Origin of the sequence: Streptomyces sp. NPDC006691, assembly GCF_042869955.1 — a bacterium.
Lineage (GTDB): Bacteria > Actinomycetota > Actinomycetes > Streptomycetales > Streptomycetaceae > Streptomyces.
Window position 1 is genome coordinate 23,919 of record NZ_JBIAGW010000014.1, and the last position, 25,575, is coordinate 49,493.

Below are 25,575 nucleotides of genomic sequence, written 5' to 3' on the forward strand. Positions count from 1 at the left end.
CCCGGCCCGTATGTGCATACGTGCCCGCGCCGAGCCCCGAAGGGCTCAGGCGTTCGACGTCACACTCCGCAGACTACCGCTCACAGGCCGAAGCGACGCTGGAGGTCCCCCAGCTGGCCGGGAAGACGCGGTGCCGCACCGGCCTGACCGGGGCCGTCCTGGCCGCCGCCCGGCACCCCGGGCTCGTCGGCGACCTGTCCGGTCGCCTGCTCCGCCATCAGGACTTCGGTGGACTGGAGCAGGACCGTACCCGCGCCCACGAACTCGAACTGGTGCTCCTCGCCGGACGTTCCGCCGAGCCCGGTGAGTGACCGGATTCCGCCCAGGACACCCGTCATGTAACCGTGGTCGTAGTGGTGGCAGGGCGAGGGGCAGTCCGCCCAGCCGACCAGGGCCTGCGGGTCCACCCGGATCGGCGGCTCCATGAAGACCACCGGGCCGTTGGACGCCGCCACGAACTTGCCGGTGCCGATCAGCGTCAGGAAGCCCGGCACGATCGACTGCTTCAGGGCGAGCGAGGGCTGGTAGGCGAGCAGGTTGCCCGAGCGGACCGTCAGATTGCCGTCGTCCAGGTCGTAGCTGTTCACGTCGAAGGCGCGGTCCGCGAGCAGCATCTTGCCGCTGCCGTCGGCCACCACCCAGTCGCTGGCGTGCAGCGGGGAGTGGAAGCTCGTGCGCAGGAGCCGGTCGAGCCGGCCGTGCCCGATGCCGTTGAACTCGATCCGCCCGTAGTAGGCGATCATCTTGCCCTTCTGAAGGAACCACTGGCTCGACTTGAGCTCCACGCAGAAGGTGTACTTGTTGACGTTGTCGTCGGCCGGCAGCGAGTAGGGATCGAAGATCACCGGGGCGGTCACAGCTTCTCCTCCGAGGCCTGCACGTACACCGCGCCCTGGCCGGACAGTTCGAGCTGGAAGGCCTCGCCGGAGCCCCGGCCCACCATGTCGCGCCAGCCGAGCGCGGTCGAGAGCTTGTTGCGTACGTCGCCGTGGTGGGCGACATAGGCCTGGGGGTCGACGTGCACCGGGCGCTGCGGGGTGATCGGCAGCTCGATCACACCGCCGTGCGCCATCACGGCGACGGCCCCGTGGCCCTTGAGTGTTGTGGTGAACAGGCCCTGCCCGCTCACCTGGCCGCGCACCATGCCCATGACCCCGCCCTGCGAGCCCAGGAACATCGTGCCCTGCTGGAGGCTGCCGTCGAAGGCGAGCAGCCGGTCGGCCTCCACGTACAGGGTGTCGCCCTGGAGGTTGATGACCTGGATGTGGTGGCCGCCGTGACCGAACATCACCGTGCCGCTGCCCTCCACCGTCATCAGCGGGGTCGCCTCGTTGGCCACCCGGCGGCCGATCATCGACATCAGGCCGCCCTGCCCGCCCTGGATGTTGGGCGTGAAGGACACCTCGCCCTTGTACGCCAGCATCGCGCCGCGCTGGCTGAACATCTTCTGGCCGGGGTTGACCGTCGCCTCGACCATCTTCGAATTGATCTCGCGGAAGGGCATCAGACGTCCCCGCCGATCGTGTTGCGCTCGCTGGGCTGCACGTACACCAGACCCTCGCCCTCGAACCGGATCTGGAAGGCCTCGCCCGAGCCCTCGCCGAGGAAGGTCCGGAAGGTGACCCCGGACTGGAAGTGCTGCCGGAGGTCGCCCTGGTGCGCGATGTACGCCCCGGGGTCGACGGCCAGCGGGTACTGGCCGCTGACCCGCAACACCACGGCGGGTCCGTCCGACATGATCGCCGCCTGGCCCCGGCCCTCGACGGTCGTGGTGAACAGGCCGTTGCCCTGGCTCGCGCCGCGCAGGCCGGTGAAGGTGGTGCCGGTGCGCAGCCCGGCGTCGGTGGCGAGCAGATTGCTGGACTCGACGTAGAGCTTGTCCCCGTCGAGGTTCACCAGGTTGATCTCGCTCGCACGGTCGGCGAAGTAGCACGTGCCGTGCCCCTTCACCTCCATGACGGTCATCTGCTCGCCGGTGAGGCGGCGGGTGACCATGCCGCGCAGGCCCTCACCGCCGCCGGTCATCTTCTTGAACGCCATCTGGCCGTCGTAGGCGACCATCGAGCCGTTCTTCGCTTTCACGGCGTCGCCGGTCATGTCGACGGCGAGCACCTTGCTGCCCTGGAGTCGGAACATTGCCACGGCCCGACGTTAGCGGGCGGGGACCCGCCCCGACAGGGGCAAGGGCGCGATGTCAGAATGGGGAACGTTTGTGCATGCGTTCACAAGATCGCTGCCGACGGATCGCCGCCAGACGGTCCGCCGTCCGCCCCTCCCAGCGAAGGTGCCCCCGCCCGTGGACATCAAGACAGCCTCCGCCCTGCATCGACTCCGACTGGTCTCGCTCCCCGAGGCCATCTCGTTCCCGATCCTGCTGGTCTGCTCCGTGCTCAAGCGCACCACCTCCTTCGACGGGGTCATGGTGATGGGCATGGTCCACGGCATCCTGTTCACGCTGTACGTGCTCTTCTGGCTGGACGCCTGGAACCGCACCAAGTGGCCGGCGAAGACCGGCGTGCTCTACTTCGTGCTCGCCGTGCTGCCCTTCGGCGGCTTCTTCGCCGAGCGCAAGATCCGGCGCGAGCTGGACGACGCGGTCATCGCGACCCGGGCCCGCAAGGAAGGCGTGGTCAACGCATGATCGTCGCCTTCTCGGTCAGCCCGCTCGGTGTCGGCGAGGACGTGGGGGAGTACGTCGCGGAAGCGGTCCGCGTGGTGCGCGAGTCCGGCCTGCCCAACCGCACGGACGCCATGTTCACCTCCGTCGAAGGTGAGTGGGACGAGGTCATGGACGTCGTCAAGCGCGCCGTCGCCGCCGTCGAGGCCCGCTCCAACAGGGTCTCCCTCGTGCTCAAGGCGGACATCCGTCCCGGCGTCACGGACGGCCTGACGTCCAAGGTGGAGACGGTGGAGCGGCATCTGGCCGCCGAATAGCACCCACCCCGAGGAACCAGTCGCGAAGTGCCCCCGGCCGCCCAGGCCGGGGGCACTTCGCGCGTCCTGGAGGGCCCGCCCCCGGAAAAAGGCATTCAATCTAGAACCGCTCACTCGGAGTACTCCAGTCGACACGCCGGGCTTTCTCCACTTTTGTGGGGATATCAACCCCGTTCGAAACCCTGCTCGACGATTCCGCTGGAGGGCACCGTGCGCCCGGAGGGCTACGACTACGACACCCACAGCCGGCTAGCCGGACCGCTCACCGATCCGGGCCCCTCGCCCTACCGGGTGCAGTACCGGAGCCTCCTCTCCCAGGAGCCGCACCGCATACGCGCCGTCCTCCTGATGACCCTGGCTCCGATACTCACCGGCCTGCTGCTCGTCTACCTCGTCTGGCCCTCCCACTGGGTCGAGCGCGAGGGCGGCGAACGCTGGCTGGTGGGCCTCGACATCGCGATGCTGGTCTCGATCGGCCTCATCGAACTGTTCATGGTCGCCAACGTCGCTTCCGTCGCCCACGCCACGCTGGTCGCCCGCGACCCCGTCCCGGTCACCCCCGAAGAGGGCACCCGGGTCGCCTTCCTCACCACGTACGTGCCGGGCAAGGAACCCATATCCATGGTGCGGAACACCCTGGAGGCGGCCGTCCGGCTCACCCACCCCGGGAAGCTGGACATCTGGCTCCTGGACGAGGGCGACGACGAACAGGCCCGGGCGCTCTGCGCCGAGCTGGGCGTACGCCACTTCACCCGCAAGGGCGTCCCCGAGTGGAACCGCAAGAAGGGCGTCCACAAGGCGCGCACCAAGCACGGCAACTACAACGCCTGGATCGCGATGCACGGCGGCGGTTACGACTTCTTCGCCTCCGTCGACACCGACCACGCCCCGCTCCCCAACTTCCTTGAGCGGATGATGGGTTACTTCCGCGACCCGGACGTCGCCTTCGTCGTCGGACCGCAGGTGTACGGCAACTACGACTCGCCCGTCACCAAGGCCGCCGAGTCCCAGCAGTTCCTCTTCCACGCGCTGATCCAGCGGGCCGGCAACCGCTACCGGGCGCCCATGTTCGTCGGCACCAACAACGTGGTGCGGATCGCGGCGCTGCGGCAGATCGGCGGCCTGTACGACTCGATCACCGAGGACATGGCCACCGGCTTCGAACTGCACCGGCACAAGAACCCGAAGACCGGCCGCCACTGGCGCTCCGTGTACACCCCGGACGTGCTGGCCGTCGGCGAGGGCCCGGCCTCCTGGACCGACTTCTTCACCCAGCAGATGCGCTGGTCGCGCGGCACCTACGAGACGCTGTTCAAGCAGTACTGGAAGGCGCCGTTCACCATGCCGCCGGGCCGGCTGCTCTCGTACACCCTGATGCTCGTGTACTACCCCATGACGGCCGTCAACTGGCTTCTGGGCATTGTCAGTTGCGTCCTGTTCCTGTGGTTCGGGGCCTCCGGCACCGAGGTCACCGCGTCGGTCTGGCTGATGCTCTACAGCGATGCGGCGGCCCTCCAGATCGGGCTCTACCTCTGGAACCGGCGGCACAACGTCTCGCCGCACGAACCCGAGGGCTCGGGCGGGCTCGCCGGGATGGGCATGTCCGCCCTTTCGGCGCCCATCTACCTCAAGTCGCTCGGCTCGGCCGTGCTGCGCACCCGCGGCCGGTTCGTCGTCACCCCCAAGGGCGGCCAGACCAGCCCCGACCGGCTGTGGACGTTCCGGATCCACCTGTTCTGGGCGGCCGTGCTCACCAGCTCGCTGGTCGCCTCCGTGTACTACCGGCACACCCACGCCGCGATGCGCACCTGGGCCGTGCTCGCCCTGTGCATCGCGCTGGCCCCGGCCGCGATCTGGGCCTGGACCACGATGCGTGAACGCGCCGCGGCCCGCGGTGCGGCCAAGCCCGCCGACCACAAGCCCAAGACCACGGGCGAGGCGGAACCCGCCATCGCCACGACGACAGGAGGGAACTGAGCCATGGCCTACCGGCCCTCGAAACGGACGAAGAAGACCCTGTTCGGCGGTGGCGCCGTCGTGGTCCTCGCGGGGCTCAACGCACCCGCCGCGGTCTCCTTCGCGACCGAGCAGTACCACGCCTACGAGATCGCACAGCCCGAGTACATGGCGAAGTTCGGCGCCTGGCAGGACGTCGACATCCCCAAGGAGTACCGCACCAACGCCATCCACACGGCCCTGCTGCACACCGGCAAGGTCCTGATCATCGCGGGCTCCGGCAACAAGCAGGACCACTTCGACGCGGGCACCTTCGACACCGTCCTGTGGAACCCGAAGGACAACACCTTCAAGAAGATCCCCACCCCCGAGGACTTCTTCTGCGGCGGTCACGCCCAACTCCCCGACGGCAACCTCCTGGTGGCCGGCGGCACGGCCCGCTACGAGGTCCTGGACGGCGAGGTGAAGCGGGCCGGCGGCGGCATGCGGGTCAAGAACGAGGACCCGAACAAGCCCGTCACCCTCAAGAAGGGCACCAAGTTCCGCTCCCCGTCGGGCGTGGAGTACGTCTCCCGGTTCGACGTCACGGTGCCGCGCGCCAAGCGCGAGTTCGAGATCTCGTACTACGCCACCGGGCAGATGAAGCCCTGGAAGACCAAGACCACCGCCGCCGAGGCGCGCGTCTTCGTCGAGGCCGTCGCGCCGGGCGCCCAGTCGGTCGCCACCGACCAGGCCCAGTACGAGGTCGAGGGCCTGACCGGCAAGGACGCCGACAACGTGTACGGGCTCGCCGAGAAGATAACCCTGGACAAGCAGGACTACCAGGGGATCAGGGCGGCGTACGAGTTCGACCCCAAGGCCGAGAAGTACGTCCCGGTGGCCCCCATGAAGGAGGCCCGCTGGTACCCGACGCTCACCACGCTCCAGGACGGCAAGGTGCTCGCCGTCTCAGGGCTCGACGACGTCGGCGCCATCATCCAGGGTGACAACGAGATCTACGACCCCAAGACCAAGAAGTGGTCCAAGGGTCCCACCCGCTACTTCCCGACCTACCCCTCACTGTTCCTGACCAAGGGCGGCAAGCTCTTCTACTCCGGCGCCAACTCGGGTTACGGGCCCGCCAACAAGGGGCGCGAGCCGGGCGTGTGGGACGTCGAGAAGAACACCTTCACCAAGATCGGCGGTCTGAACGCCACCGACCAGCTGGAGACGGCCAGTTCACTCCTGCTGCCGCCCGCCCAGGACCAGCGCTTCATGCTGCTGGGCGGCGGCGGGGTCGGCGAGTCCGAGAAGGCCACCCCGCGCACCGCCGTGGTGGACCTGAAGCAGAACAGCCCCGTCTTCCAGTCCGGTCCCGAACTCCCGCAGGGCACGCGGTACTTGAACAGTGTGCTGATGCCGGACGACTCCGTCTTCACCAGCGGCGGCTCGTCCGACTACCGGGGCCGGGGCGGCTCCAACATCCTCAAGGCCCAGTTCTACGACCCCAAGACCAACGCCTTCCGCGAGGCGGCCGACCCCACGATCGGCCGCAACTACCACTCCGAGGCGCTGCTGCTGCCCGACGGCCGGGTCGCCACCTTCGGCTCCGACTCGCTCTTCGGCGACAAGAACAACACCAAGCTCGGCAAGTTCGAGCAGCGCATGGAGGTCTACACCCCGCCCTACCTCTACCGCGACAAGGGCAGGCGTCCCGCGCTCGGTGACGGCCCCGAGGCCGCGGCCGCCGACGGGAGGGCGACCTTCAGGACGGACCACCCCGAGCGCGTCGTCAAGGCCCGGCTGATGCGGCCGAGCGCGGTCACCCACACCACGGACGTGGAGCAGCGTTCGATCGAGCTGGGGCTGACCAAGGACAAGAACTCGGTCACGATCACCGTCCCGAAGGACCACGCGCTCGTACCGCCCGGCTGGTACATGGTCTTCGTCAGCGACCAGGAGGGCACCCCGTCCGAGGCGAAGTGGCTCCGGGTGGACTGATCCGGGTCGACGGTCCGGGCGGACCGGGGGACTTCAGTACCGTGCGCGCTTGGCGAGCCCGAGCGCGTACTCCGGCCACCAGGTGCCGGCGGACGGGCCCCCGCGGCAGGGCCCGTCCGAGTCCCCGGGCCGTTTGATCCACAAGAACGCGTCGACGAGCGGATCCCCCGTGCTGACCGAGGGCGGCGCCCCGAGCGAGCGGCCCGGGGGATTGCACCAGGCCTGGTCGCGGTCGTCGCGCAGCGGGCCGTCGCCGTTGCGGCTGGTGTCCATCACGAAGTGCTTGCCGTCCAGGCCCTGGGACACCTTCGCCCCGTACGCCCGGACCGCTTCGTCGGTCTGGAAGTTGGACACGTTCAGGGCGAACCCGTCCGCCCGGTCGACCCCGGCCCGCCGCAGCGGCTCCACGAGACTGCCGGGGTCGGGGATCCACGACGGGTTCCCCGCATCCAGATACACCTTGGTGCGGGGCAGTGTCTTGAGGTGCTCGACCGCCTCGTTCAGCAGCTGGTACCGCTCGGCGTGATGGTCGGGGGTCGTGCACCCGTCGACCATGTGGGCGACCGCGTCGGGTTCGAGGACCACGACCGCCGGGGCGTCCCCGATGGCGTCCGCGAACTTCCCGTACCAGGCGCGGTAGCCGTCGACGTCGTTCGCGCCGCCCGCCGAGTACTTGCCGCAGTCGCGGTGGGGGATGTTGTACGCCACGAACAGCGCGGTCCGATGCTCCTTGGCGGCGCCCTCGACGGCTTTGCGGATGCGGGGCCGCGGGTTGTCCCCGGACGGCCACACCGCCACCGGCCGGTCGGCGATCCGCCGCAGCACCTGGGCGTCGGCGGTACGCCCCTGCCCCTGCCAGAGCCTGATCTGCCGGGCGGCATCGCTCTCCGGGTCGACCCAGAAGGGGGAGCCGGGCGCGGGCGCGGGGGCGGCCTCGGCCCGGGCACGGCCCTGGACCACGGAGGCCTCGTCGGAGCCGGATGAGCAGCCGGTGGCGGCGGCGAGCAGCATGGCGGCGAGGACGATTCGGTACCGGGACATCCGGCCCCCTGGGGGTCGAGAGGGCATGCGCGGGACCGGGCAATCGTGACATGACGGTCACTCTGTGTGGGGGAGCGCCATGCCGGGCGGTACGGGCGGGGGTGCGGGAGGGCCCGGCGGAGGGGGTGCGGCCCGGCCCTTCCCGTGCCGGGAGGGACACCGACGGCACCTGGTGCGGAATCCCGCTGGGATATCGAACTCCGAGACGGGGCTGACCGGCATGTGACCAGTGGGTAAGGTCAACGGGTGCCCAAGCCGCTCAGCCTTCCCTTCGATCCGATCGCCCGAGCCGATGAACTCTGGCAGCAGCGCTGGGGCCCCGTGCCCGCGATGGGGGCGATCACCTCGATCATGCGGGCGCACCAGATCCTGCTGGCGGAGGTCGACGCGGTGGTCAAGCCGTACGGCCTGACGTTCGCGCGGTACGAGGCGCTGGTGCTGCTCACCTTCTCCAAGGCGGGTGAGCTGCCGATGTCCAAGATCGGCGAACGCCTGATGGTCCACCCGACCTCGGTCACCAACACGGTGGACCGCCTCGTGAAGTCGGGCCTCGTGGACAAGCGCCCCAACCCGAACGACGGCCGCGGGACGCTGGCGTCCATCACGGACAAGGGCCGCGAGGTGGTGGAGCAGGCCACGCGCGACCTGATGGCGATGGAGTTCGGTCTCGGTGCGTACGACGCGGAGGAGTGCGGGGAGATCTTCGCGATGCTCCGCCCGCTGCGGGTCGCGGCCGAGGACTTCGAGGAGTAGCCCCCTGGGGGTGGGGGGAGGTGCGGTTCGCGGCTGGCCACGGCCGCGCCCGGGGGAACTCAGGGAACACGTTCCCGCCCGCGAGCCGCGCCCGCCCGCCCGCCCGCGCAGCCAACCCGGTACGCGGCTGTCCGCCGTGCGTGGCTGATTGCGCAGTTCCCCGCGCCCCTGAAACCCCGTTCTCGGCCGTGCGCCGTGCGTGGCTGGTCGCGCAGTTCCCCGCGCCCCTGAAACCCCGTTTTCGTCCGCGGGCCGCGGGGGCCGTTCGCGCAGTTCCCCGCGCCCCTAACCCTCTGTCGGCCTCGCACCGTGCGTGGCTGCTCGCGCAGTTCCTCGCGCCCCTGAAACCCCGTTTTTGTCCGCGGGCCGCGGGGGCCGTTCGCGCAGTTCCTCGCGCCCCTGTAGGTGGCCCTGCATGCCTCGGTGCTGGCCGGCATCGGGCACCTTCAGCCCGTCTGGCTGATCGGTACGGGCCGGTGGAGGTATCTCCCGCCCGTCCGGCTGATCGATACGGGCCGGCATCGGGCACCTTTAGCCCGTCCGGCGTTTGAGGACGAGCGCCCTTAAGGCGCGATACGGGGCCCGGGGCGGAGCCCCGAACCGGGGGTGCAGGGGGCGCAGCCCCCTGCGGGGGTCCGAGGGGCGCAGCCCCTCGAAGGGGGCCGGGCGGGGTACCCGGGGGAAGATCGCCCCGCATGTCCCGTTACGCTCGACCGCATGAAAAAGAGCGTACTGACCCGCTACCGGGTGATGGCGTACGTCACCGGCGTACTGCTGGTCCTGCTGACCCTGGGCGTGATCGCCAAGTACATCCTGGACATGAACGGCGCCGCGGACTTCACGAAGATCGTCGGCATCGCCCACGGCTGGCTGTACGTGATCTACCTGGTCTTCGCCTTCGACCTCGGCTCGAAGGCGAAGTGGCCGGTCGGCAAGCAGCTGTGGGTGCTGATCGCCGGCACGATCCCCACCGCCGCCTTCTTCGTCGAGCGCAAGGTCTCCAAGGAGCTGGAGTCCAAGGTCGCCGACGGCGCCCCGGCACCCGCCCGCGCCTGACCCGCCCGCACCTGGGCGAGCCCGAACCGGCTCGCCCCGAGCGCACCCGGAGCCGCCACCCGGGCAAGCCCGAGCCGCACCCCCACCGCCGCGCGAGCAATCCGCGGCGGTCCCCCATCGACATTTACTAGGACGTCCAAGTAAATTTGAGCCATGGACGCTGACGCGATCGAAGAGGGCCGCCGCCGCTGGCAGGCCCGTTACGACAAGGCCCGCAAGCGCGACGCGGACTTCACCACGCTCTCCGGAGATCCCGTCGACCCGGCGTACGGGCCCCGGCCCGGCGACACCTACGACGGCTTCGAGCGCATCGGCTGGCCCGGCGAGTACCCCTTCACGCGCGGCCTGTACCCGACCGGATACCGCGGCCGCACCTGGACGATCCGGCAGTTCGCCGGGTTCGGGAACGCCGAGCAGACCAACGAGCGCTACAAGATGATCCTGGCCGCCGGCGGCGGCGGCCTGAGCGTCGCCTTCGACATGCCGACGCTCATGGGCCGGGACTCCGACGACCCCCGCTCCCTCGGCGAGGTCGGCCACTGCGGAGTCGCCATCGACTCGGCCGCCGACATGGAGGTCCTGTTCCAGGACATCCCGCTCGGTGACGTCACCACGTCCATGACCATCAGCGGGCCGGCCGTGCCGGTGTTCTGCATGTACCTCGTCGCCGCGGAGCGCCAGGGCGTCGACCCGGGGGTGCTCAACGGCACGCTCCAGACCGACATCTTCAAGGAGTACATCGCGCAGAAGGAGTGGCTCTTCCAGCCCGAGCCCCATCTGCGTCTCATCGGCGACCTCATGGAGCACTGCGCGCAGGGCATCCCCGCGTACAAGCCGCTCTCCGTCTCCGGGTACCACATCCGCGAGGCCGGGGCGACGGCCGCGCAGGAGCTGGCGTACACCCTCGCCGACGGATTCGGCTATGTGGAGCTGGGCCTCAGCCGGGGCCTTGACGTGGACGTCTTCGCACCGGGGCTCTCGTTCTTCTTCGACGCGCACGTCGACTTCTTCGAGGAGATCGCCAAGTTCCGTGCCGCGCGCCGGATTTGGGCCCGCTGGATGAAGGAGGAGTACGGGGCGCGCTCCGACAAGGCGCAGTGGCTGCGCTTCCACACCCAGACCGCCGGGGTGTCGCTGACCGCACAGCAGCCGTACAACAACGTCGTGCGCACCGCGGTCGAGGCGCTCGCCGCAGTCCTCGGCGGCACCAACTCGCTGCACACCAACGCGCTCGACGAGACCCTCGCGCTGCCGAGCGAGCAGGCGGCGGAGATCGCGCTGCGCACCCAGCAGGTGCTGATGGAGGAGACCGGCGTCGCCAACGTCGCCGACCCGCTCGGCGGTTCCTGGTACATCGAGCAGCTCACCGACCGCATCGAGGCGGACGCGGAGAAGATCTTCGACCAGATCCGGGAGCGGGGCACCCGGGCCCACCCCGACGGACAGCACCCGATCGGCCCGATCACCTCGGGCATCCTGCGCGGCATCGAGGACGGCTGGTTCACCGGGGAGATCGCCGAGTCGGCCTTCCGCTACCAGCAGTCCCTGGAGAAGGGCGACAAGCGAGTGGTGGGCGTCAACTGCCACCACGGCTCGGTGACGGGTGACCTGGAGATCCTGCGGGTCAGCCACGAAGTGGAGCGGGAGCAGGTACGCGCCCTGGCCGACCGCAAGTCCCACCGCGACGACGCGGCGGTCCAAGTGGCCCTGGACGCGATGCTGGCCGCGGCGCGCGACGGCTCGAACATGATCGCGCCCATGCTGGACGCGGTGCGGGCGGAGGCGACGCTGGGCGAGATCTGCGGGGTGCTCCGCGAGGAGTGGGGCACGTACACGGAACCGCCCGGCTTCTGACCTCCTCCTCCTGCCCCTCCTCCTGCCCCTCCGGCTTCCTCAGACGCCGGAGGGGCTCGGGGTGCGGAGACCGTGCGCGCGGCCCGCACACGGCCGTGCGCACGGTTCCCCCGCCCCTGAAGCCCGATCTGGCGCACGCTCCCCGCGCACGTCCGCGCACCGCCACCCAGCCTCACCCACCCGCACCCCCGGACGGCCCCCGCAGCAGGCCCACACCCAGCTCGTCCGTCAACTCCGCGCGCCCGTCCAGCCGATGGACCAGCACCCACCGTCCGTCCGGCAGCGCCCCCGCGAAGACCGACGCGTCCCGGGTCGCCCCGTTGTGCCAGTACAGGGACCCCGCCCGCTGCCACGACGGCGCGGGCTCGCCGAGCCGCCGCTCCACCAGCAGTGACGTCACGAGCCGCCCGGCCGCCCGCGGGGTGGCCCACAGTCCGCCGGCCGGCAGGATCGCCCCGTCCATGGTCCAGGGCCGGCGCGGACGGCCGAACAGGCCCCGCGCGACCAGTCGCCGCTCCGCGGGCGGGCACGCGGTGACCTCGTCGACGCCGAGCGGCGCGAGAACGTACCGGCGCAGGAGTTCCCCGTACGGCAGTCCCGCCGCCGACGAGAGCGCCGCCCCCAGTACGGCGTAGCCGAGGTTCGAGTACTCCTCCGCCGTCCCCGGCGCCCGGACGGTGAGCCCGTCGAGACCGCGCAGGACGGTGTCCAGGGCAGCCGCGTCGAAGCGGGCGTAGGGGTCGCGCCCGCCCAGACCCGGTGGCAGGCGCGGCAGCCCCGAGGTGTGCTCCGCCAGGTGACGCAGGGTGATGCCGGTGCCCGGTGGCACGGCGGGCAGCAACTCCGCTATGGGTGCGTCCAGTTGGAGTTCGCCCTCGGCGGCGAGGCGCATCATCGCGGTGCCGGTGAGCGGCTTGGTGAGCGAGCCGATCTGAACATACGCGTCGAGAGCGTGGCCGTCGTGTGCCACGGGCTCCTGGAAGCCGGCGAGTATGCAGGTGGGGGTGGAGGGCATCGCGTTCTTCCCGGTCGTCCGACGAGTCCTGTCAGGGCATTGTGCTGGACCTGACCCGGGGGCCGTCCGGCAGCACGAGCCGGAACAGCGCGCCCCTGCCCGAGGCTTGATGGACCGTCAGCTCGGCTCCATGGGCGCGGGCGATCTGGCGGGCCATCGCCAGGCCCAGCCCCGAGCCGGGCAGTGCCCGCGCCTGCTCCGCACGGTAGAAGCGGTCGAAAACATGCGGGAGGTCGGCCTCCGCGATGCCGGGTCCGTGGTCCCGTACCGTCAACTCGCTTGCCGACAGGGCGACTTCGACGGGCGCCCCGGGCGGGCTGAACTTCGCCGCGTTGTCCAGGAGGTTGGAGACCAGCCGCGCGAGCCGGGCCGGTACGCCGGGCAGCGTCACCGAGGCGTCGGCGAGATCCAGCTGGAACGGTGTGGCCGGCCAGTGCGCCCGCGCCGTGTCCACGGTGTGGGCGAGCAGGGGAGCGAGCCGGACCTCCTCCAGAAGGGGCGTCGGCTCCTCGTCCCTCGCCAGGTCGATGAGATCGTTGACCAGCACCGACACCTCCCGGATCTGGCGGCCGAGCGCCGCCGAGGCCCGATCGCGCTGTGCCTCGGTCAACCGGTCGGCCCGAGCCAGGAGTTCGGCGTTCGTGCGCAGCGCCGTCAGCGGTGTGCGCAACTCGTGGGACGCGTCCGCGACCAGCCGCCGCTGGGCCGTCACCGACTGCTCCAGCTCGCCCAGCATCGTGTTGAAGGAGGCCGCGAGCCGCGTCACCTCGTCCTCCTTGTCCGGCGGGCCCGGCGGCAGCTCGATGCGGTGGCTCGGGTCGCGGGTGGCCGCGATGCGCTCGGCCGTCGCGGTGAGCCGGGCCACGGGCGCGAGCCCGGTGCGCGAGACCCAGTACCCGAGCGCGGCGGCGAGCAGCACCCCCGCCGCCCCGACCCCGCCGAGCAGCCCGGCCGCCTGGCCCACCCCCTTGCGCACGCCGTCCGAACGCAGTGCCACCTGAAGGGACTTGTCCTCGCCGAAGCGCTGGGTGAGCATCCGGGCGGGCTGCCCGCCGGGCAGCGTGATGTTGGTGTAGTACGCGTTGCGCGCACCCGATGCGACGTGGCGCACGGGCGGGCTCACCGGCAGCAGATACGGCTTCGCGGGGTCCCTGGCCGGGTCGGCGGGGACCACCTGCGCACACGCCGGGGCGGAGAGGAAGCGGCACTCGCCCGCCAGCACCCCCGGCGCCGCGCCGCGGTTCTGCTGGGTGGCCAGCGTCGCGGACTGCGTCAGGTTCAGGTCCAGCTGGTGGTAGAGCTCGTAGCGGATCACGAAGAACGCGGCCGTGCACACGCCGACCGCGACCAGGGCCACCGCCGCGGACGCGGCCATCGCCAGCCGGGTGCGCAGCGGGCGGTGCCGGCGCCAGCGGGCGCCGAGACGACGCCGGGCACTCACGAGGCGTCCAGTCGGTAGCCCACGCCGTGCACGGTGTGGACCAGACGCGTCTCGCCGGCCGCCTCCAGTTTCCGGCGCAGGTAACCCACATACACCGCGAGGGAGTTGGAGTCGGGCCCGAAGTCGCGTCCCCACACCAGCTCGTGGATCAGCTCTCTCGGCAGCACCTGCCCCGGGTTGCGCATGAGCAGTTCCAGCAGCGCGAACTCGGTGCGGGTGAAGTCGATCGGCCGCTCGCCCCGCCGGGCCGTGTGCGCGACCGGGTCGAGCACGAGGTCCGCGTACCGCAGCTCCTGCGGCTCGGCCGGGTCGGGAGCCGCCCGGCGCAGCAACGCCCTTACCCGGGCGATGAGTTCGTCCAGGGCGAAGGGCTTGACCAGGTAGTCGTCCGCGCCCGCCTCCAGGCCGTCCACGCGCTCGCTCACCGAGTCCAGGGCGGTCAGGACCAGGACCGGCGTGCGGTCGCCCATGGCCCGCAGCTGACGGCACACCCCGAGGCCGTCGAGCACCGGCATCATCACGTCCAGGACGATCGCGTCGGGGCGCCAGGCGGCCACCTCGGAGAGGGCCGCGAGTCCGTCGGAGGCGCCGTGGACCTCGTACCCCTCCACCGCCAGGCCGTCCTCGACGGCCGCCCGTACCTCCGGTTCGTCGTCGACGACGAGAATTCTGACCGCGCGCGTGGTGCTCATGGGCAAAGCCTGCCAAACAGCGCTCTTAGAACCCTCTTAAGCCGCCCCGTGAACCTCGGTGCCATGCGCACACCATTGTCAGTAGTGATCGGGGCGGGCGGTACCGGCGGGCACATCTACCCCGGGCTCGCGCTCGCCGAGGCGCTGCGGCGGGCCGTACCCGACGCGGTGATCTCCTTCGTCGGTACGACCCGGGGCCTGGAGGGCGAGCTGATACCCCGCGCCGGGTACCGGCTGCACACCGTCGACATGATCCCCTTCGACCCCTCGCTCGGTGCCAAGCGGTATCTGCTGCCCGCCGCGCTGCTGAGGTCGGGCGCGCAGTGCCGGGCCATCCTCAAGGCGCAGGGCGCCCAGGTCGCCGTCGGCATGGGCGGCTATCCGAGCGCGCCCGTGATCGTCGGCGCCAGGATGGCCGGGCTGCCCAGCCTCATCCACGAGTCCAACGCGGTGCCGGGGCGCGCCAACCAGTTCGCGGCCCGGCTCACCCCCCATATCGCGGTCGCCTTCGACCGCAGCCGCGCCCACCTCGCGGGCGGCCAGGACGCCCTCACCACCGGCATGCCCATCGCCGCCGCACTCGCCGCGCTGGACCGCCCGGCGCTGCGCACCGAGGCCCGGCGGGCGCTCGGCGTGCCGCCGGGGGCGCGGCTCGTGCTGGTCAACGGCGGCAGCCTGGGCGCGGCCCGGCTCACCGCGGCGGCCATCGGCCTGGCCGAGCGGTGGCGCGACCGGCGCGACGTCCACCTCCTCATCAAGACAGGACCGGCCCAACTGGCCGACACCGAACGTCAGTTGGCGGGACTTCCGGGCGCGCGGGCCGTGCCCTACCTCGACCGGATGGACCTCGCCTACGCCGCCGCCGACCTCGTCGTGTGCCGGGCCGGCTCCGCGACCGTCGCCGAACTCGCCGCGACCGGAGTGCCCGCCGTCCTCGTGCCCTACCCGCACGCGCCCGGCGACCACCAGACCCACAACGCGCGGGTCCTGTCCGACGCGGGTGCGGGACTGCTCGTGCCGGACGCCGAGACCACCGCGTTCCGCCTGGCCGGACTCGTCGAGCCGCTCCTGGCCGACCCGGCCCGGCTCGCCGCGATGAGCGGCGCCGCCGACCCCGGCAACCACGCCCGCGCCGCCGATCTGCTGGCCGCCCGGGTCCTCGAACTCGCCTCCTACCCCACCTCGTACACCAGGGAGTACGCAGCATGAGCACCGTCGGCATGAACACCGCCACCGCATGGCACGACCGCACCGTCCTCGTCACCGGCGCCGAGGGCTTCATCGGCTCCACCCTCGTCGACCTGCTGGTCGAACTCGGCGCGAACGTCAGGGCGTTCGTGCACTACAAGCCGTACGCGGAGAAGGGCTTCCTGGCCCATCTGATGAACCACCCCGCGGTGGAGATGATCGCCGGGGACGTCCGCGACGCGGGCCGGGTCTCGGACGCGGTGGCCGGCTGCGACACCGTCTTCCACCTCGCCGCCCTCATCGGCATCCCGTACAGCTACGACTCCCCGGGCGCCTACGTCCAGACGAACGTGGTCGGCACCGAGAACATCGCCGAGGCCTGCCGGCGCCACTCCGTCCGCCGTCTCGTCCACACCTCCACCAGCGAGGTGTACGGGACCGCCCTGACCGCGCCGATCAGCGAGGAGCACCCGCTCCAGCCGCAGTCTCCGTACTCCGCCTCCAAGATCGGCGCCGACATGATGGCGCTCTCCCACTGGCACGCCTTCGAGCTCCCGGTCACCGTGGTGCGCCCCTTCAACACCTACGGCCCGCGCCAGTCGGCCCGCGCCGTGATTCCCACGATCCTGGCCCAACTGCACGCGGGCGTACGGGAGATCAAGCTGGGCTCGGTGACCCCGACGCGCGACTTCACCTACGTGACCGACACCGCGCGGGGCTTCCTCGCGGTCGCCGAGTGCGACCGGGCGCTCGGCCATACGGTGAACCTCGGCACGGGCCGCGAGATAGCGATCGGGGACCTCGCCGAGGCCCTGATCGCCGCGTCCGGCCGAGAGGCCTCCGTCGTGGTCGACCCGGCCCGCCTGCGGCCCTCGGGCAGCGAGGTGGAGCGACTGCTCTCGGACAACACCCGGGCCCGCGAGTGGGCGGGCTGGAGCCCGGAAGTCACCCTGGAGGAAGGCCTGAAGCGGACCTCGGCGTGGGTGGAGGAGAACCTCGCCCTGTTCGCGCCGGGCCGCTATCAGGTCTGAGCCGCCGGCAGGGCTGAGCCGTCGGCAGGTCCGAGCTGCTATCGGGGCTGGGCCCTCAGAACGTGAACAGATGGTCCGTGTGCGCGAGCGTCCACCACACGAGGGCTAGGGCGCCGATGACGAGGAGGCAGCAGGAGGCCAGGCAGCAGTCGACCTCGTTGCCCGGCTTGCCCTCCTGATGCACCCCGTCGGGTTCGTCGGGCCACCCCGGTGTCTGTCCCATCCCGCGAGCGTGGCAGGCCGGGGGCACATCGCGGAACCGGGAGGATCACGGTCCGGCCACACCGGGGCCACCCGCCGACCGGGCCACCGGCTGATGCCGGGGCCACCCGCTGATCCCGGCCACCGGCTGATCCGGGCCACTCTCCGATACGGCGTCAGGCCGTCGCGGCGAGCCCCGTGCAGATCAGCAGGGTGAAGTCGCGGGCCCACTCCTCGTCCACCGGTTCCGCGCTGACCAGCGCCCGGTGCACGACCGCGCCGGCCACCACGTCGAAGATGAGGTCGGTGTGGCGGGCGGAGGCCGTGGGGTCGGGCTCGTAGGGGAGTTCGCCCCGGGCCTGGGCGCGCTCGCGGCCGACCAGGACCAGCCGCTTCTGACGGTCGACGATGGCCGAGCGGATCCGCCCGCGCAGTGCGTCGTCCCGGGTGGATTCGGCCACCACCGCCATCAGGGCGGTCTTCGTCTCGGGCCGTTCGAGCAACGCCGCGAACTGGAGGACCACGCCCTCCACATCGGCCATCAGGCTGCCCAGGTCCGGGAGTTCGAGCTCGTCGAAGAGGACCGCGACCGCGTCCACGACGAGTTCGTTCTTGCCCGCCCACCGTCGGTAGAGCGTCGTCTTGGCGACACCGGCCCGGGTCGCCACGTCCCCCATCGTCAGCTTCGACCAGCCCAGGTCCACCAGCGCCTCCCGGGTCGCCAGCAGGATCGCGGCATCGGCCTCGGGGCTGCGGGGGCGGCCCGTACGACCCGTACAGGACGGGCTCGCGGCGCGGGATGAAGAAGGCATGACGGCGACCATACCGGCCGGTAGCAATCGCGCCAGGGGGCGTGCGGTGTGCGCGAGATCACCCTGCGCGCGAGGGCCCGCACCAGTTACGCTACGGCTCGTAGCGAAAGCCTTTGAGCGGCCTTCCGCGACAACCACATGTGAGGGCACCGGGTGGGGACCCGGGCGCCACAAGAAAAGTTACGCCTGGCTCGATCCGGGCGCTTCGATGTCTCGCAATCCGGCGGGAGGCGTCGGGCGGACCCGGATCCTGCCACCGGATCACCACGCACCGTCGCGGAAGGGGGAGGATGTACGCATGCAGCCTAGGAACATGTCCATGAGCGGCGTCGTCGACCTCGCCGCGGTGAAGGCGGCCGGTGAGGCCAAGAGCAAGGCGGAGCAGGCGCGAGCCGAGGCCGCCCGGCAGGGCGGGGTCCCGGCGGTCGCGCCGTCCGCCCTCGTCATCGATGTCGACGAGGCCTCTTTCGAGCGCGACGTACTGACCCGCTCCGCCGAGGTGCCCGTCGTCATCGACTTCTGGGCCGAGTGGTGCGAGCCCTGCAAGCAGTTGGGCCCGCTGCTCGAACGCCTCGCCGTCGAGTACAACGGCCGTTTCCTCCTTGCCAAGATCGACGTCGACGCGAACCAGATGCTGATGCAGCAGTTCGGAATCCAGGGGATCCCGGCTGTCTTCGCGGTCGTCGCCGGCCAGGCGCTGCCCCTGTTCCAGGGCGCGGCTCCGGAGGCGCAGATCCGCGAGACCCTGGACCAGCTGGTGCAGGTGGCCGAGGAGCGCTTCGGCCTGACCGGCATCGCGGTCGACCCGGACGCGGCAGCCGCCCCCGCGGCCGAGGCGCCGGCCCCGGTGGGCCCCTACGACGCCCTGCTCGAAGCGGCCGTCGTCGCCCTCGACTCGGGCGATCTGGCCGGTGCGGTCCAGGCGTACAGGAACGTGCTGAGCGACGACCCGGGCAACCCCGAGGCCAAGCTGGGCCTGGCGCAGGCCGAACTGCTCCAGCGCGTCCAGTCGCTCGACCCCGTCCAGGTCCGCAAGGACGCCGCCGACAAGCCGTCCGACGTGGCGGCCCAGATCGCCGCGGCCGACCTCGATCTGGTCGGCGGTCATGTCGAGGACGCCTTCGGGCGGCTCGTCGAGACCGTTCGGCGCACGTTCGGTGACGACCGGGATGCCGCCCGGGTCCGACTCCTGGAGCTCTTCGACGTGATCGGCGGGGACGACCCGCGCGTCTCGGCGGCCCGAACCGCGCTGGCGAGGGTGCTCTTCTGACCCACCTCTGAACGTCCTCGGACGTTCATGAACCTGTCACCGAGTGAGTCCTGAAACGCGATACGCGGCGGACGATTTGGCGACAGAGAGACAAGAGGCGGCCGCGTTTTACCAAAACTTGGTAAACGCGGCCGCTGTTACTTCCAGTAAGTTGAGCCGCATCTTACGTCCGCTTTTCTGCGGCGATTTCACCTTCTGTCCGGCACCTCGACGGCACCCTGCGTGCCCGGTCGATACCCGCCGGTCGCGCCTCGGTTATCAGGCCGTTACTGGCTAGTAACGAACCCCCTTGTGCCACGGCCCCGAATGGACCACGATCGGCCACGCTCGGTCCAATAACGCACCAGCCCGACAGCCACTCGGCGCTGCCGCCCACTTGGGTCCCCACCGGGCCGGCCGGTGACAGTGGCACCGGCCGTGGACAGGGGGGTCTCTGCTCTCCGGCAGGGCCTGTCCAGAGGTTGCGCGAACGCGTGGCCAGTGGTTGTCGCTCGGGGGTGATCGCCGGTGTCGGACGAAGTGCGCGAGTCGTACGCGGTCGACCTCCCGTGCGCTCCCCTTCCCGAGGACGTAGCACTTCTCCCATCCCGTGACAGCCCTTGAGGGTCCGTCCCGGAGATGTACGTCCGAGAAGGAGGAAAGTCATGGAGTCCCAAGTACGTGGCGGGACCAGATGGAAGCGGTTCGCTCTGGTCATGGTGCCGAGCGTGGCCGCGACGGCCGCGATCGGCGTCGGCCTGGCGCAGGGCGCGCTCGCGGCGTCGTTCAGTGTGTCGGGTGTCGACTTCAAGGTGACGGCGCAGAAGCTGGACGGCGACAATCTGTTGCAGTACGGAAGCGTCGCGTCGGGTAAGTCGCTCAAGGGCGAGGACCAGAACAACCCTGTCGTGGTTTCGGGCTTCAGTCACGCCGGGATCGACAAGATGTGTCAGTCGGTCGTGCAGCCGCTGCCGTTCAGCCTCGGCTACGTGACGATGAAGCTGAAGGCCGGCGGCCAGCAGCAGATCGAGGCGGACAACATCTACCTGGATGTTTCCGAGCTCTCGACCAACGCCCAGTTCACCCACATCGACATCGGTGTCGCGGCGGGCGAGGGCAAGAGGGACAAGGACGGCAACCTCGTCACGCAGATGCAGCGGGACAAGGACGGGAACATCCCGGCCGGTTCGCAGTACGGCTTCGCCCAGCGCGCCGACAAGGCGGTGCTGAGCGACGTGGAGCAGCGGGCGTGGGCCACCACGGCCGGGTCCTTCAAGCTTCCCGGTCTCAAGCTCAGTCTGGCCGTGGACAAGGATCCGAAGAAGAACGAGTGCCAGCCCTGGGCCACGGAGTGGCGCAACCAGTAAGCACTCCGTCCAGTGGCCGCTGACCGCTTCGGAGTTCGGCGGCCGCTGGAACCTCTCCATCTTTCTCACAGCAATTGCGGTACCAGGGAGCTGTTTCCATGAGCGCCGAGACCACGGGTTCCCGCGACTTCCGATACTGGCGGCTTCGGTTCCGGGCGTGGAGGGGGCAGCGGCCTTTCTGGGCCGGGCTCTTCACCATGGCCGGCGGCGTGCCCATCATGTACTTCCCGTACGCCAACATGCACCTCGGCAACGTCACGCTGGCGATGTCCACGACGGCTGGTGCGGGTTCGCTCATCATTGGCGTCCTGTTGGTCACGCTCGGCCTCACCATGTGGTTCCACAGCGTGGTGCGGACGTTCGCGGGCATCGCGGCGATTCTGCTGGCGCTGATCTCCATCCCCATCGCCAACATCGGCGGCTTCGTCATCGGCTTCCTGCTCGCCCTCTTCGGCGGCGCGCTCGCCTGTGCCTGGGTGCCGGCCAAGCCGCGACGAGGGGACAAGCAGACGGAGTCGACGGACGTCACGCCCGCCGGTCCCGCGCCGGAGGGCGAGTCGGAGCCGTCGGCAACCGCCGCCACCGAAACGACAGTTGACGCCAACGGCGGGAGGAACAGTGCGGGGTGACGAGACGCAGCTGGACTCGACCGGAGGCGGCGACCCGCGGGGAAGAAAGGGGCCGCGGCACGCGGCCCCGAGGAAGTCACTGCTGACCAAGTGGCACATGCCCGCGGGCAAGGCGATGGCACTCGCCGCCATGCCCACGGCCGTGCTGGTCGGAATGAGCCTCACGCCCAAGCTCGCGATGGCCGACGAGAAGACGGACATTCCGTTCGCTCCCGGCCCGTGTGTGACCCGCTCCGACAGTCCCTCGGGCTCGCCGAGCCCGTCGAGCAGCGCGTCCGGCAAGGCGTCGCCGAGCCCGTCGGCGTCGGCGTCGGCGGACAAGAAGCCGGACGACAAGGCCGCCGACTCCAAGACGCCCACGCCCACCGCCTCCGGTTCGGCCGGGGACGCCGTGGACAAGCTCCTGAAGCCCGCGACCCAGCCCTCGGGCAAGCCGTCCACGGCCCAGCCGCCGGCGGGCAAGTCCGCGCCCGCGACGCCGCCGGCTGCCAAGACGAAGAACCCGCTGGACCCGCTGGGTCTGGGCGACGCGCTCAAGGACCTGTTCGGCATTCACGACACGCCGACTCCGACGCCCAAGCCGAGCGACTCGACGCCGCCCGCGCCGAAGCCGTCGGCGAGCACGGCCACGCCCAAGTCCTCGGCGAAGCCGTCGACGAAGTCGGCCAAGCCGACCGCTCCCGCGGCGAAGCCGGGCGCCGGCGCGCTGGACAAGACGGCGGAGGAGATCAAGAAGGCGGCCGAGGAGGCGGGCCAGAAAGTCTCCGAACTCCCGGACTCGGCCAAGGGGTTGGACCCCAAGAAAGACGCGGCCATCCCCGATGGCGCCAAGCCCCCCTTCCCGTGCCCGACCGCCGACCCGAAGGCGCTCGCGGCGGCCAAGCTGGACGGCGGCGTCCCGGTACTGCCCACGCAGCCATGGATCCTCAAGAGCTCGAAGCTCACCCTGTTGGGCCTGAACTACGAGGGCATCGTCGAGGTCAAGGCGGGCGACACGACGAAGAAGGTCCTCAAGTTCACGGCCTCGTCCGTGAGCATCGACAACCTGGACCAGCAGGTGTACGGGCCCGAGGTGAACGGCAAGCCCACGACCGCCCACGTCGTGGCGCGCTCCGGCTCGACCTCGACCATCACCAACGGCACCGTGACGATGTACACGGAGGAGCTGAAAGGCAATCTCCTCGGCCTGATCCCGATCACCTTCAGCCCGGCCACCCCGCCTCCGCTGAACATCCCGGCCGTCTTCTTCACCAATGTGACGGTCCGTCAGGCCGGCCAGTTCGGCGGCACCCTGACCGTCCCCGGCCTGCACAACTACATCACGAACGGCAACCCGACGACGTAACCCAAAGTGCCCATCCGGGAGCCGCAGTTGAGTCGTGGCCCGCATCTCCCTCCGGGGGTGCGGGCCACGGCCACGCCCGGGTCCCGTTCGGCGCCGGGCCCAATTCCCCGTGCGCCCGGGGCTGACGGCACCCCAAGTGGGGACCTTCGGCGGGGTCACGCCGGGGCGCTCTGGCCGAGACTCGGAGCAGCAACCTACGGTTCCGTAGGTTGTGCGGCCCGGGCGTCCTCGCGCGCCCCGACGAATGGACCACGCCGATGGCGACACTCCGCCGAGCCCAGCCCCAGATCATCCAGGGCGGCATGGGCGTCGCCGTGTCCGGATGGCAGCTCGCCCGGGCCGTGGCGGAGCGGGGGCAGCTCGGGGTGGTGTCCGGGACCGCGCTCGACGCGGTGCTGGCGCGGCGGCTCCAGCTCGGTGACCCCGGTGGGCACATGCGGCGGGCCCTCGCCGCCTTCCCCGTGCAGGAGGCCGCCGCGTACGTGCTCGACCGGTACTTCGTCGAGGGCGGGGTCGCGCCGGGGGAGCGGATGCGGGCCATGGCGCGGCTGCGGGTGGACCGGGGCGAGAGTGCCGAACTGCTCACCGTGCTCGGCAATTTCGCCGAGGTGTGGCTCGCCAAGGAGGGCCACGACGGGCCCGTCGGGGTCAACTACCTCGCGAAGATCCAGCTGGCCACCGCGCCCGCCCTGTTCGGCGCGATCCTCGCGGGCGTCGATCATGTCCTGGTCGGCGCCGGGATTCCCGGGCAGATTCCCGCCCTGGCCTCCCGGCTCGCCCACGCCGAGCCCGTGACCACCCTGATCGACGTGGAGGGGGACGACGAGCCGCTTCCGTATACGTTCGATCCGGGACAGGCTCTCATGGGACAACTCCCGGCCGGCGCACCGTCCTTGAGGCGTCCCGACGTGCTCGCCATCGTCTCGCTGCCCGTGCTCGCCTCGTACCTCGTGCGCGATCCCGCCACCCGCCCCGACGGATTCGTCATCGAGACGCACCGGGCCGGCGGGCACAGCGCGCCGCCGCGCGGGAAGCTCGTGCTGGACGGGGCGGGGGAGCCCGTCTACGGGCCCCGGGACCACCCGGACCTCGCCAAGGTGGCTGCCCTCGGCATCCCGTTCTGGCTGGCGGGTGGCGCCGCCCATCCCGAACGGCTCGCCGCCGCACGGGCGTTGGGGGCCGTCGGGGTGCAGCTCGGGAGCGTGTTCGCGCTCTGCGAGGAGTCGGGGCTGCGGGACGATCTGCGTGCGGAGCTGAGGACGCGGGCCCGCGCCGGGACCCTGCGGGTGCGCAACGATCCCCGGGCCTCGCCGACCGCCTTCCCGTTCAAGGTCGCCGAACTCCCCGGCACCCTGTCCGAGGAGGCCGTACGCGCGGCCCGCCGGCCCGTGTGCGACCTCGGCTACCTGCGCACCCCCGCCCGCTCCGCGAGTGGCGCCCTCGTCTACCGCTGCGCCGCCGAGCCGATCGCCGCGTACGTGCGCAAGGGCGGCGAAGCCGTGGACACCGCCGGGCGGGTGTGTCTGTGCAACGGGCTGCTCGCGACGGTGGGGCTCGGCCAGCGCCGGCCCGGCGGCACGGTCGAGCCGCCCGTCGTGACCATCGGGCAGGACCTCGGCTTCCTCGACGCCATCAGCCCGGACGGCCGTCCCTACACGGCCGCCGAGGTCATCGACTGGATGACCGGGGTCCGGGCGGCCGAGGTCCCGACGGCCGGGGCAGTGGTCCCCGCTCAGCCCACCGTGTCGGTCTGAGGACTGCTCCGCTTGCGCCGGGTCACGACCAGTACGCCCGCGCCGGCCGCCACGACCACGGCGGCACCGATCCCGGTCCAGCCGAGCGCGCCGATCCCGGAGGAGTCCGCCGAGCCGGCCGCCGTCCCGGAGGTGGAGGCCTGGAGTCCGGTGGCCGGCGGCTTCGGGTCGAGGGTGCCGACCGGCTTGGCCCTGCCGGCCGCAGCGAAGCCCCAGTCCAGGAGCTGGCGCATCTCGGTGTACACCTTGTCGTGCTTGTTCTCCTGCGGGTTCATCACCGTCACCACGAGGGTGTGTCCATCGCGCTGGGCGGCCTCGGCCAGGGTGTTGCCGGCGTTCGTGGTGTAGCCGTTCTTGCCGCCGATCAGGCCGGGGTACTTGGCCACCCCGTCGATGCCGGACAGCATGCGGTTGGTGTTGGAGATCCCGAAGGGCTTCCCCTTGGTGTTGGGGCCGCCGGGGAAGTCGGCCGACGCCGTACCGCAGTACGTCTTGAAGTCCTGGTTCTTCAGACCGGAGCGCAGGAACAGCGCCAGGTCGTACGCGGACGACACCTGGCCGGGGGCGTCATAGCCGTCCGGGCTCAGGACGTGGGTGTCCTTGGCGCCGAGTGCCTCCGCCTTCCTCTGCATGTCGGCGACCGTCTTGGGGACGCCGCCGTTCATCGCCGCGAGGACGTGCACCGCGTCGTTGCCCGAGCGCAGGAAGACGCCGCGCCACAGATCGGGCGCCTGGTACGTCTGGCCGGGCACGATGCCCACCGCGCTGCTGCCGTCGCCCATGCCCTTGAGGTCCTCGTCGCTGACCTTGCGGCTCGCGTCGTGCGGCACCCCGGGCAGCACGGTGTCGGCGAAGAGCATCTTCAGGGTGCTGGCCGGGGGGAGCGGCCAGTGCGCGTTCCGCGCGCCGAGCACCTGGCCGGTGTCGGCGTCCGCCACCACCCAGGACAGCGCGGACAGTCCCGGCGGCAACGCCGGTGCGCCCGGGCCGACTTGATCGCCCGCCCGGCCCAACTGCGCGCCGCCCAGTTCCGACATGTTCGCCGGCGGCTCCTTCTTCGGCTCGCCGCCGGGCGCCCCCGGCGTCGCCGACTTCACCGCCTTGACCGGCTTCGCGGGATGACCGCTCGCGACGGCCGGGGCGACGGCGGTGGCGGCGGTGACCGCGGTGGCGGTGAGCGCCACGAGTGCGCGTCGGACCTGCGGCGATATGGGAGGACGCATGCACGCGAACGTACCTCAGGAGGTGTCACGGTTCTGAGCCGTCCGACCGTGGAA

The 25,575-nt window shown here is 71.0% G+C and carries 24 protein-coding genes; 14 read left to right on the top strand and 10 right to left on the bottom strand.

The annotated features are described in order from the left end of the window. Positions 1-80: 80 nt before the first annotated feature. From ACFYNP_RS26945 to ACFYNP_RS26955, 3 genes are read right to left on the bottom strand one after another with little or no spacing between them, the layout of a single operon-like run. Positions 81-857, bottom strand: a complete 777-nt coding sequence (locus ACFYNP_RS26945; protein ID WP_388788901.1) for an AIM24 family protein — start codon at positions 855-857, stop codon at positions 81-83. Continuing rightward, the gene (locus ACFYNP_RS26950) at positions 854-1,504 is read right to left on the bottom strand and encodes an AIM24 family protein (RefSeq protein WP_388788904.1); all 651 of its coding nucleotides are present in this window, start codon (positions 1,502-1,504) and stop codon (positions 854-856) included. Before ACFYNP_RS26950 ends, ACFYNP_RS26945 begins: the two co-directional genes overlap by 4 nt. After that, positions 1,504-2,136, bottom strand: a complete 633-nt coding sequence (locus ACFYNP_RS26955) for an AIM24 family protein (RefSeq protein ID WP_388420278.1) — start codon at positions 2,134-2,136, stop codon at positions 1,504-1,506. Before ACFYNP_RS26955 ends, ACFYNP_RS26950 begins: the two co-directional genes overlap by 1 nt. 160 nt (positions 2,137-2,296) lie before the next feature. On the opposite strand from ACFYNP_RS26955, the gene ACFYNP_RS26960 reads away from it, so the two are divergent. The 4 genes from ACFYNP_RS26960 (at position 2,297) to ACFYNP_RS26975 (ending at position 6,870) form a co-directional block, all read left to right on the top strand. Next, entirely contained in the window at positions 2,297-2,641 is a 345-nt protein-coding gene (locus tag ACFYNP_RS26960; protein WP_388420220.1) for a DUF3817 domain-containing protein, read from the top strand. Beyond that, positions 2,638-2,934 (top strand): MTH1187 family thiamine-binding protein, encoded by a 297-nt coding sequence (locus ACFYNP_RS26965; protein WP_388420219.1) that lies wholly within the window; start codon positions 2,638-2,640, stop codon positions 2,932-2,934. The genes ACFYNP_RS26960 and ACFYNP_RS26965 overlap by 4 nt, the downstream gene beginning before the upstream one ends. A gap of 210 nt (positions 2,935-3,144) precedes the next feature. After that, entirely contained in the window at positions 3,145-4,911 is a 1,767-nt protein-coding gene (locus ACFYNP_RS26970) for a glycosyltransferase family 2 protein (protein ID WP_388411824.1), read from the top strand. A gap of 3 nt (positions 4,912-4,914) precedes the next feature. After that, on the top strand, positions 4,915-6,870 hold the full coding sequence (locus ACFYNP_RS26975) for a galactose oxidase-like domain-containing protein (RefSeq protein WP_388411827.1): 1,956 nt from the start codon (positions 4,915-4,917) through the stop codon (positions 6,868-6,870). Positions 6,871-6,903: 33 nt separating this feature from the next. On the opposite strand, the gene ACFYNP_RS26980 is transcribed toward ACFYNP_RS26975, so the two are convergent. Then, positions 6,904-7,911, bottom strand: coding sequence for a glycoside hydrolase family 6 protein (locus ACFYNP_RS26980; RefSeq protein WP_388411830.1), 1,008 nt, complete (start codon positions 7,909-7,911; stop codon positions 6,904-6,906). Positions 7,912-8,157: 246 nt separating this feature from the next. Here ACFYNP_RS26980 and ACFYNP_RS26985 point away from each other — a divergent pair, with 246 nt between their 5' ends. The 3 genes from ACFYNP_RS26985 (at position 8,158) to ACFYNP_RS26995 (ending at position 11,574) form a co-directional block, all read left to right on the top strand. After that, positions 8,158-8,664, top strand: coding sequence for a MarR family winged helix-turn-helix transcriptional regulator (locus tag ACFYNP_RS26985; protein WP_388411833.1), 507 nt, complete (start codon positions 8,158-8,160; stop codon positions 8,662-8,664). Positions 8,665-9,381: 717 nt separating this feature from the next. Continuing rightward, the gene (locus tag ACFYNP_RS26990) at positions 9,382-9,720 is read left to right on the top strand and encodes a DUF3817 domain-containing protein (protein WP_388411835.1); all 339 of its coding nucleotides are present in this window, start codon (positions 9,382-9,384) and stop codon (positions 9,718-9,720) included. 153 nt (positions 9,721-9,873) lie between these two features. Next, on the top strand, positions 9,874-11,574 hold the full coding sequence (locus ACFYNP_RS26995; RefSeq protein WP_388411837.1) for a methylmalonyl-CoA mutase: 1,701 nt from the start codon (positions 9,874-9,876) through the stop codon (positions 11,572-11,574). 172 nt (positions 11,575-11,746) lie between these two features. Here ACFYNP_RS26995 and ACFYNP_RS27000 read toward each other — a convergent pair whose 3' ends face one another. Genes ACFYNP_RS27000 through ACFYNP_RS27010 form a run of 3 tightly spaced genes read right to left on the bottom strand, consistent with a single transcriptional unit; the run spans position 11,747 to position 14,722 of the window. After that, on the bottom strand, positions 11,747-12,589 hold the full coding sequence (locus ACFYNP_RS27000) for a serine hydrolase domain-containing protein (RefSeq protein WP_388788906.1): 843 nt from the start codon (positions 12,587-12,589) through the stop codon (positions 11,747-11,749). A 31-nt stretch (positions 12,590-12,620) separates the two neighbouring features. Continuing rightward, positions 12,621-14,030, bottom strand: a complete 1,410-nt coding sequence (locus ACFYNP_RS27005) for an ATP-binding protein (RefSeq protein ID WP_388788909.1) — start codon at positions 14,028-14,030, stop codon at positions 12,621-12,623. Then, a complete protein-coding gene (locus ACFYNP_RS27010) occupies positions 14,027-14,722 on the bottom strand; it encodes a response regulator transcription factor (protein ID WP_388411843.1) in 696 nt (231 codons plus the stop codon). The genes ACFYNP_RS27005 and ACFYNP_RS27010 overlap by 4 nt, the downstream gene beginning before the upstream one ends. Positions 14,723-14,785: 63 nt before the next feature. Here ACFYNP_RS27010 and ACFYNP_RS27015 point away from each other — a divergent pair, with 63 nt between their 5' ends. Together ACFYNP_RS27015 and ACFYNP_RS27020 are read left to right on the top strand one after the other, a co-directional pair. Next, positions 14,786-15,931 (top strand): glycosyltransferase, encoded by a 1,146-nt coding sequence (locus ACFYNP_RS27015; RefSeq protein WP_388788912.1) that lies wholly within the window; start codon positions 14,786-14,788, stop codon positions 15,929-15,931. Positions 15,932-15,942: 11 nt separating this feature from the next. After that, positions 15,943-16,941 (top strand): GDP-mannose 4,6-dehydratase, encoded by a 999-nt coding sequence (locus ACFYNP_RS27020; protein WP_388412370.1) that lies wholly within the window; start codon positions 15,943-15,945, stop codon positions 16,939-16,941. Positions 16,942-16,996: 55 nt separating this feature from the next. On the opposite strand, the gene ACFYNP_RS27025 is transcribed toward ACFYNP_RS27020, so the two are convergent. Beyond that, complete coding sequence (locus tag ACFYNP_RS27025; RefSeq protein ID WP_388411847.1) at positions 16,997-17,164, bottom strand: hypothetical protein; 168 nt, start codon at positions 17,162-17,164, stop codon at positions 16,997-16,999. Positions 17,165-17,318: 154 nt separating this feature from the next. Further along, on the bottom strand, positions 17,319-17,954 hold the full coding sequence (locus ACFYNP_RS27030) for a TetR/AcrR family transcriptional regulator (RefSeq protein ID WP_388411849.1): 636 nt from the start codon (positions 17,952-17,954) through the stop codon (positions 17,319-17,321). Positions 17,955-18,252: 298 nt separating this feature from the next. On the opposite strand from ACFYNP_RS27030, the gene ACFYNP_RS27035 reads away from it, so the two are divergent. From ACFYNP_RS27035 to ACFYNP_RS27055, 5 genes are all read left to right on the top strand, one after another. Next, positions 18,253-19,224, top strand: a complete 972-nt coding sequence (locus tag ACFYNP_RS27035) for a tetratricopeptide repeat protein (RefSeq protein ID WP_388411852.1) — start codon at positions 18,253-18,255, stop codon at positions 19,222-19,224. 644 nt (positions 19,225-19,868) lie between these two features. Continuing rightward, positions 19,869-20,570, top strand: a complete 702-nt coding sequence (locus ACFYNP_RS27040; protein ID WP_388788915.1) for a DUF6230 family protein — start codon at positions 19,869-19,871, stop codon at positions 20,568-20,570. Between the two features lie 98 nt (positions 20,571-20,668). Beyond that, on the top strand, positions 20,669-21,199 hold the full coding sequence (locus tag ACFYNP_RS27045) for a DUF6114 domain-containing protein (protein WP_388788918.1): 531 nt from the start codon (positions 20,669-20,671) through the stop codon (positions 21,197-21,199). Then, on the top strand, positions 21,189-22,544 hold the full coding sequence (locus ACFYNP_RS27050) for a hypothetical protein (protein ID WP_388788921.1): 1,356 nt from the start codon (positions 21,189-21,191) through the stop codon (positions 22,542-22,544). The genes ACFYNP_RS27045 and ACFYNP_RS27050 overlap by 11 nt, the downstream gene beginning before the upstream one ends. Positions 22,545-22,801: 257 nt before the next feature. Then, the gene (locus ACFYNP_RS27055; protein WP_388788924.1) at positions 22,802-24,298 is read left to right on the top strand and encodes a nitronate monooxygenase; all 1,497 of its coding nucleotides are present in this window, start codon (positions 22,802-22,804) and stop codon (positions 24,296-24,298) included. On the opposite strand, the gene ACFYNP_RS27060 is transcribed toward ACFYNP_RS27055, so the two are convergent. Further along, a complete protein-coding gene (locus ACFYNP_RS27060; RefSeq protein ID WP_388411862.1) occupies positions 24,277-25,521 on the bottom strand; it encodes a D-alanyl-D-alanine carboxypeptidase family protein in 1,245 nt (414 codons plus the stop codon). The two genes, ACFYNP_RS27055 and ACFYNP_RS27060, sit on opposite strands and share 22 nt — an antisense overlap. Positions 25,522-25,575 lie beyond the last annotated feature (54 nt).

Bases quoted from the DNA above. Each gene is read 5' to 3' on its own strand.
- ACFYNP_RS27045 (WP_388788918.1), top strand. From the start codon at position 20,669: ATGAGCGCCGAGACCACGGGTTCCCGCGACTTCCGATACTGGCGGCTT.
- ACFYNP_RS27030 (WP_388411849.1), bottom strand. From the start codon at position 17,954: ATGCCTTCTTCATCCCGCGCCGCGAGCCCGTCCTGTACGGGTCGTACG.
- ACFYNP_RS26990 (WP_388411835.1), top strand. From the start codon at position 9,382: ATGAAAAAGAGCGTACTGACCCGCTACCGGGTGATGGCGTACGTCACC.
- ACFYNP_RS27015 (WP_388788912.1), top strand. From the start codon at position 14,786: ATGCGCACACCATTGTCAGTAGTGATCGGGGCGGGCGGTACCGGCGGG.
- ACFYNP_RS26955 (WP_388420278.1), bottom strand. From the start codon at position 2,136: ATGTTCCGACTCCAGGGCAGCAAGGTGCTCGCCGTCGACATGACCGGC.
- ACFYNP_RS26975 (WP_388411827.1), top strand. From the start codon at position 4,915: ATGGCCTACCGGCCCTCGAAACGGACGAAGAAGACCCTGTTCGGCGGT.
- ACFYNP_RS26980 (WP_388411830.1), bottom strand. From the start codon at position 7,911: ATGTCCCGGTACCGAATCGTCCTCGCCGCCATGCTGCTCGCCGCCGCC.
- ACFYNP_RS27040 (WP_388788915.1), top strand. From the start codon at position 19,869: ATGGAGTCCCAAGTACGTGGCGGGACCAGATGGAAGCGGTTCGCTCTG.
- ACFYNP_RS27020 (WP_388412370.1), top strand. From the start codon at position 15,943: ATGAACACCGCCACCGCATGGCACGACCGCACCGTCCTCGTCACCGGC.
- ACFYNP_RS26950 (WP_388788904.1), bottom strand. From the start codon at position 1,504: ATGCCCTTCCGCGAGATCAATTCGAAGATGGTCGAGGCGACGGTCAAC.
- ACFYNP_RS27035 (WP_388411852.1), top strand. From the start codon at position 18,253: ATGCAGCCTAGGAACATGTCCATGAGCGGCGTCGTCGACCTCGCCGCG.
- ACFYNP_RS27060 (WP_388411862.1), bottom strand. From the start codon at position 25,521: ATGCGTCCTCCCATATCGCCGCAGGTCCGACGCGCACTCGTGGCGCTC.
- ACFYNP_RS27055 (WP_388788924.1), top strand. From the start codon at position 22,802: ATGGCGACACTCCGCCGAGCCCAGCCCCAGATCATCCAGGGCGGCATG.
- ACFYNP_RS26965 (WP_388420219.1), top strand. From the start codon at position 2,638: ATGATCGTCGCCTTCTCGGTCAGCCCGCTCGGTGTCGGCGAGGACGTG.
- ACFYNP_RS27025 (WP_388411847.1), bottom strand. From the start codon at position 17,164: ATGGGACAGACACCGGGGTGGCCCGACGAACCCGACGGGGTGCATCAG.
- ACFYNP_RS27010 (WP_388411843.1), bottom strand. From the start codon at position 14,722: ATGAGCACCACGCGCGCGGTCAGAATTCTCGTCGTCGACGACGAACCG.
- ACFYNP_RS26995 (WP_388411837.1), top strand. From the start codon at position 9,874: ATGGACGCTGACGCGATCGAAGAGGGCCGCCGCCGCTGGCAGGCCCGT.
- ACFYNP_RS27000 (WP_388788906.1), bottom strand. From the start codon at position 12,589: ATGCCCTCCACCCCCACCTGCATACTCGCCGGCTTCCAGGAGCCCGTG.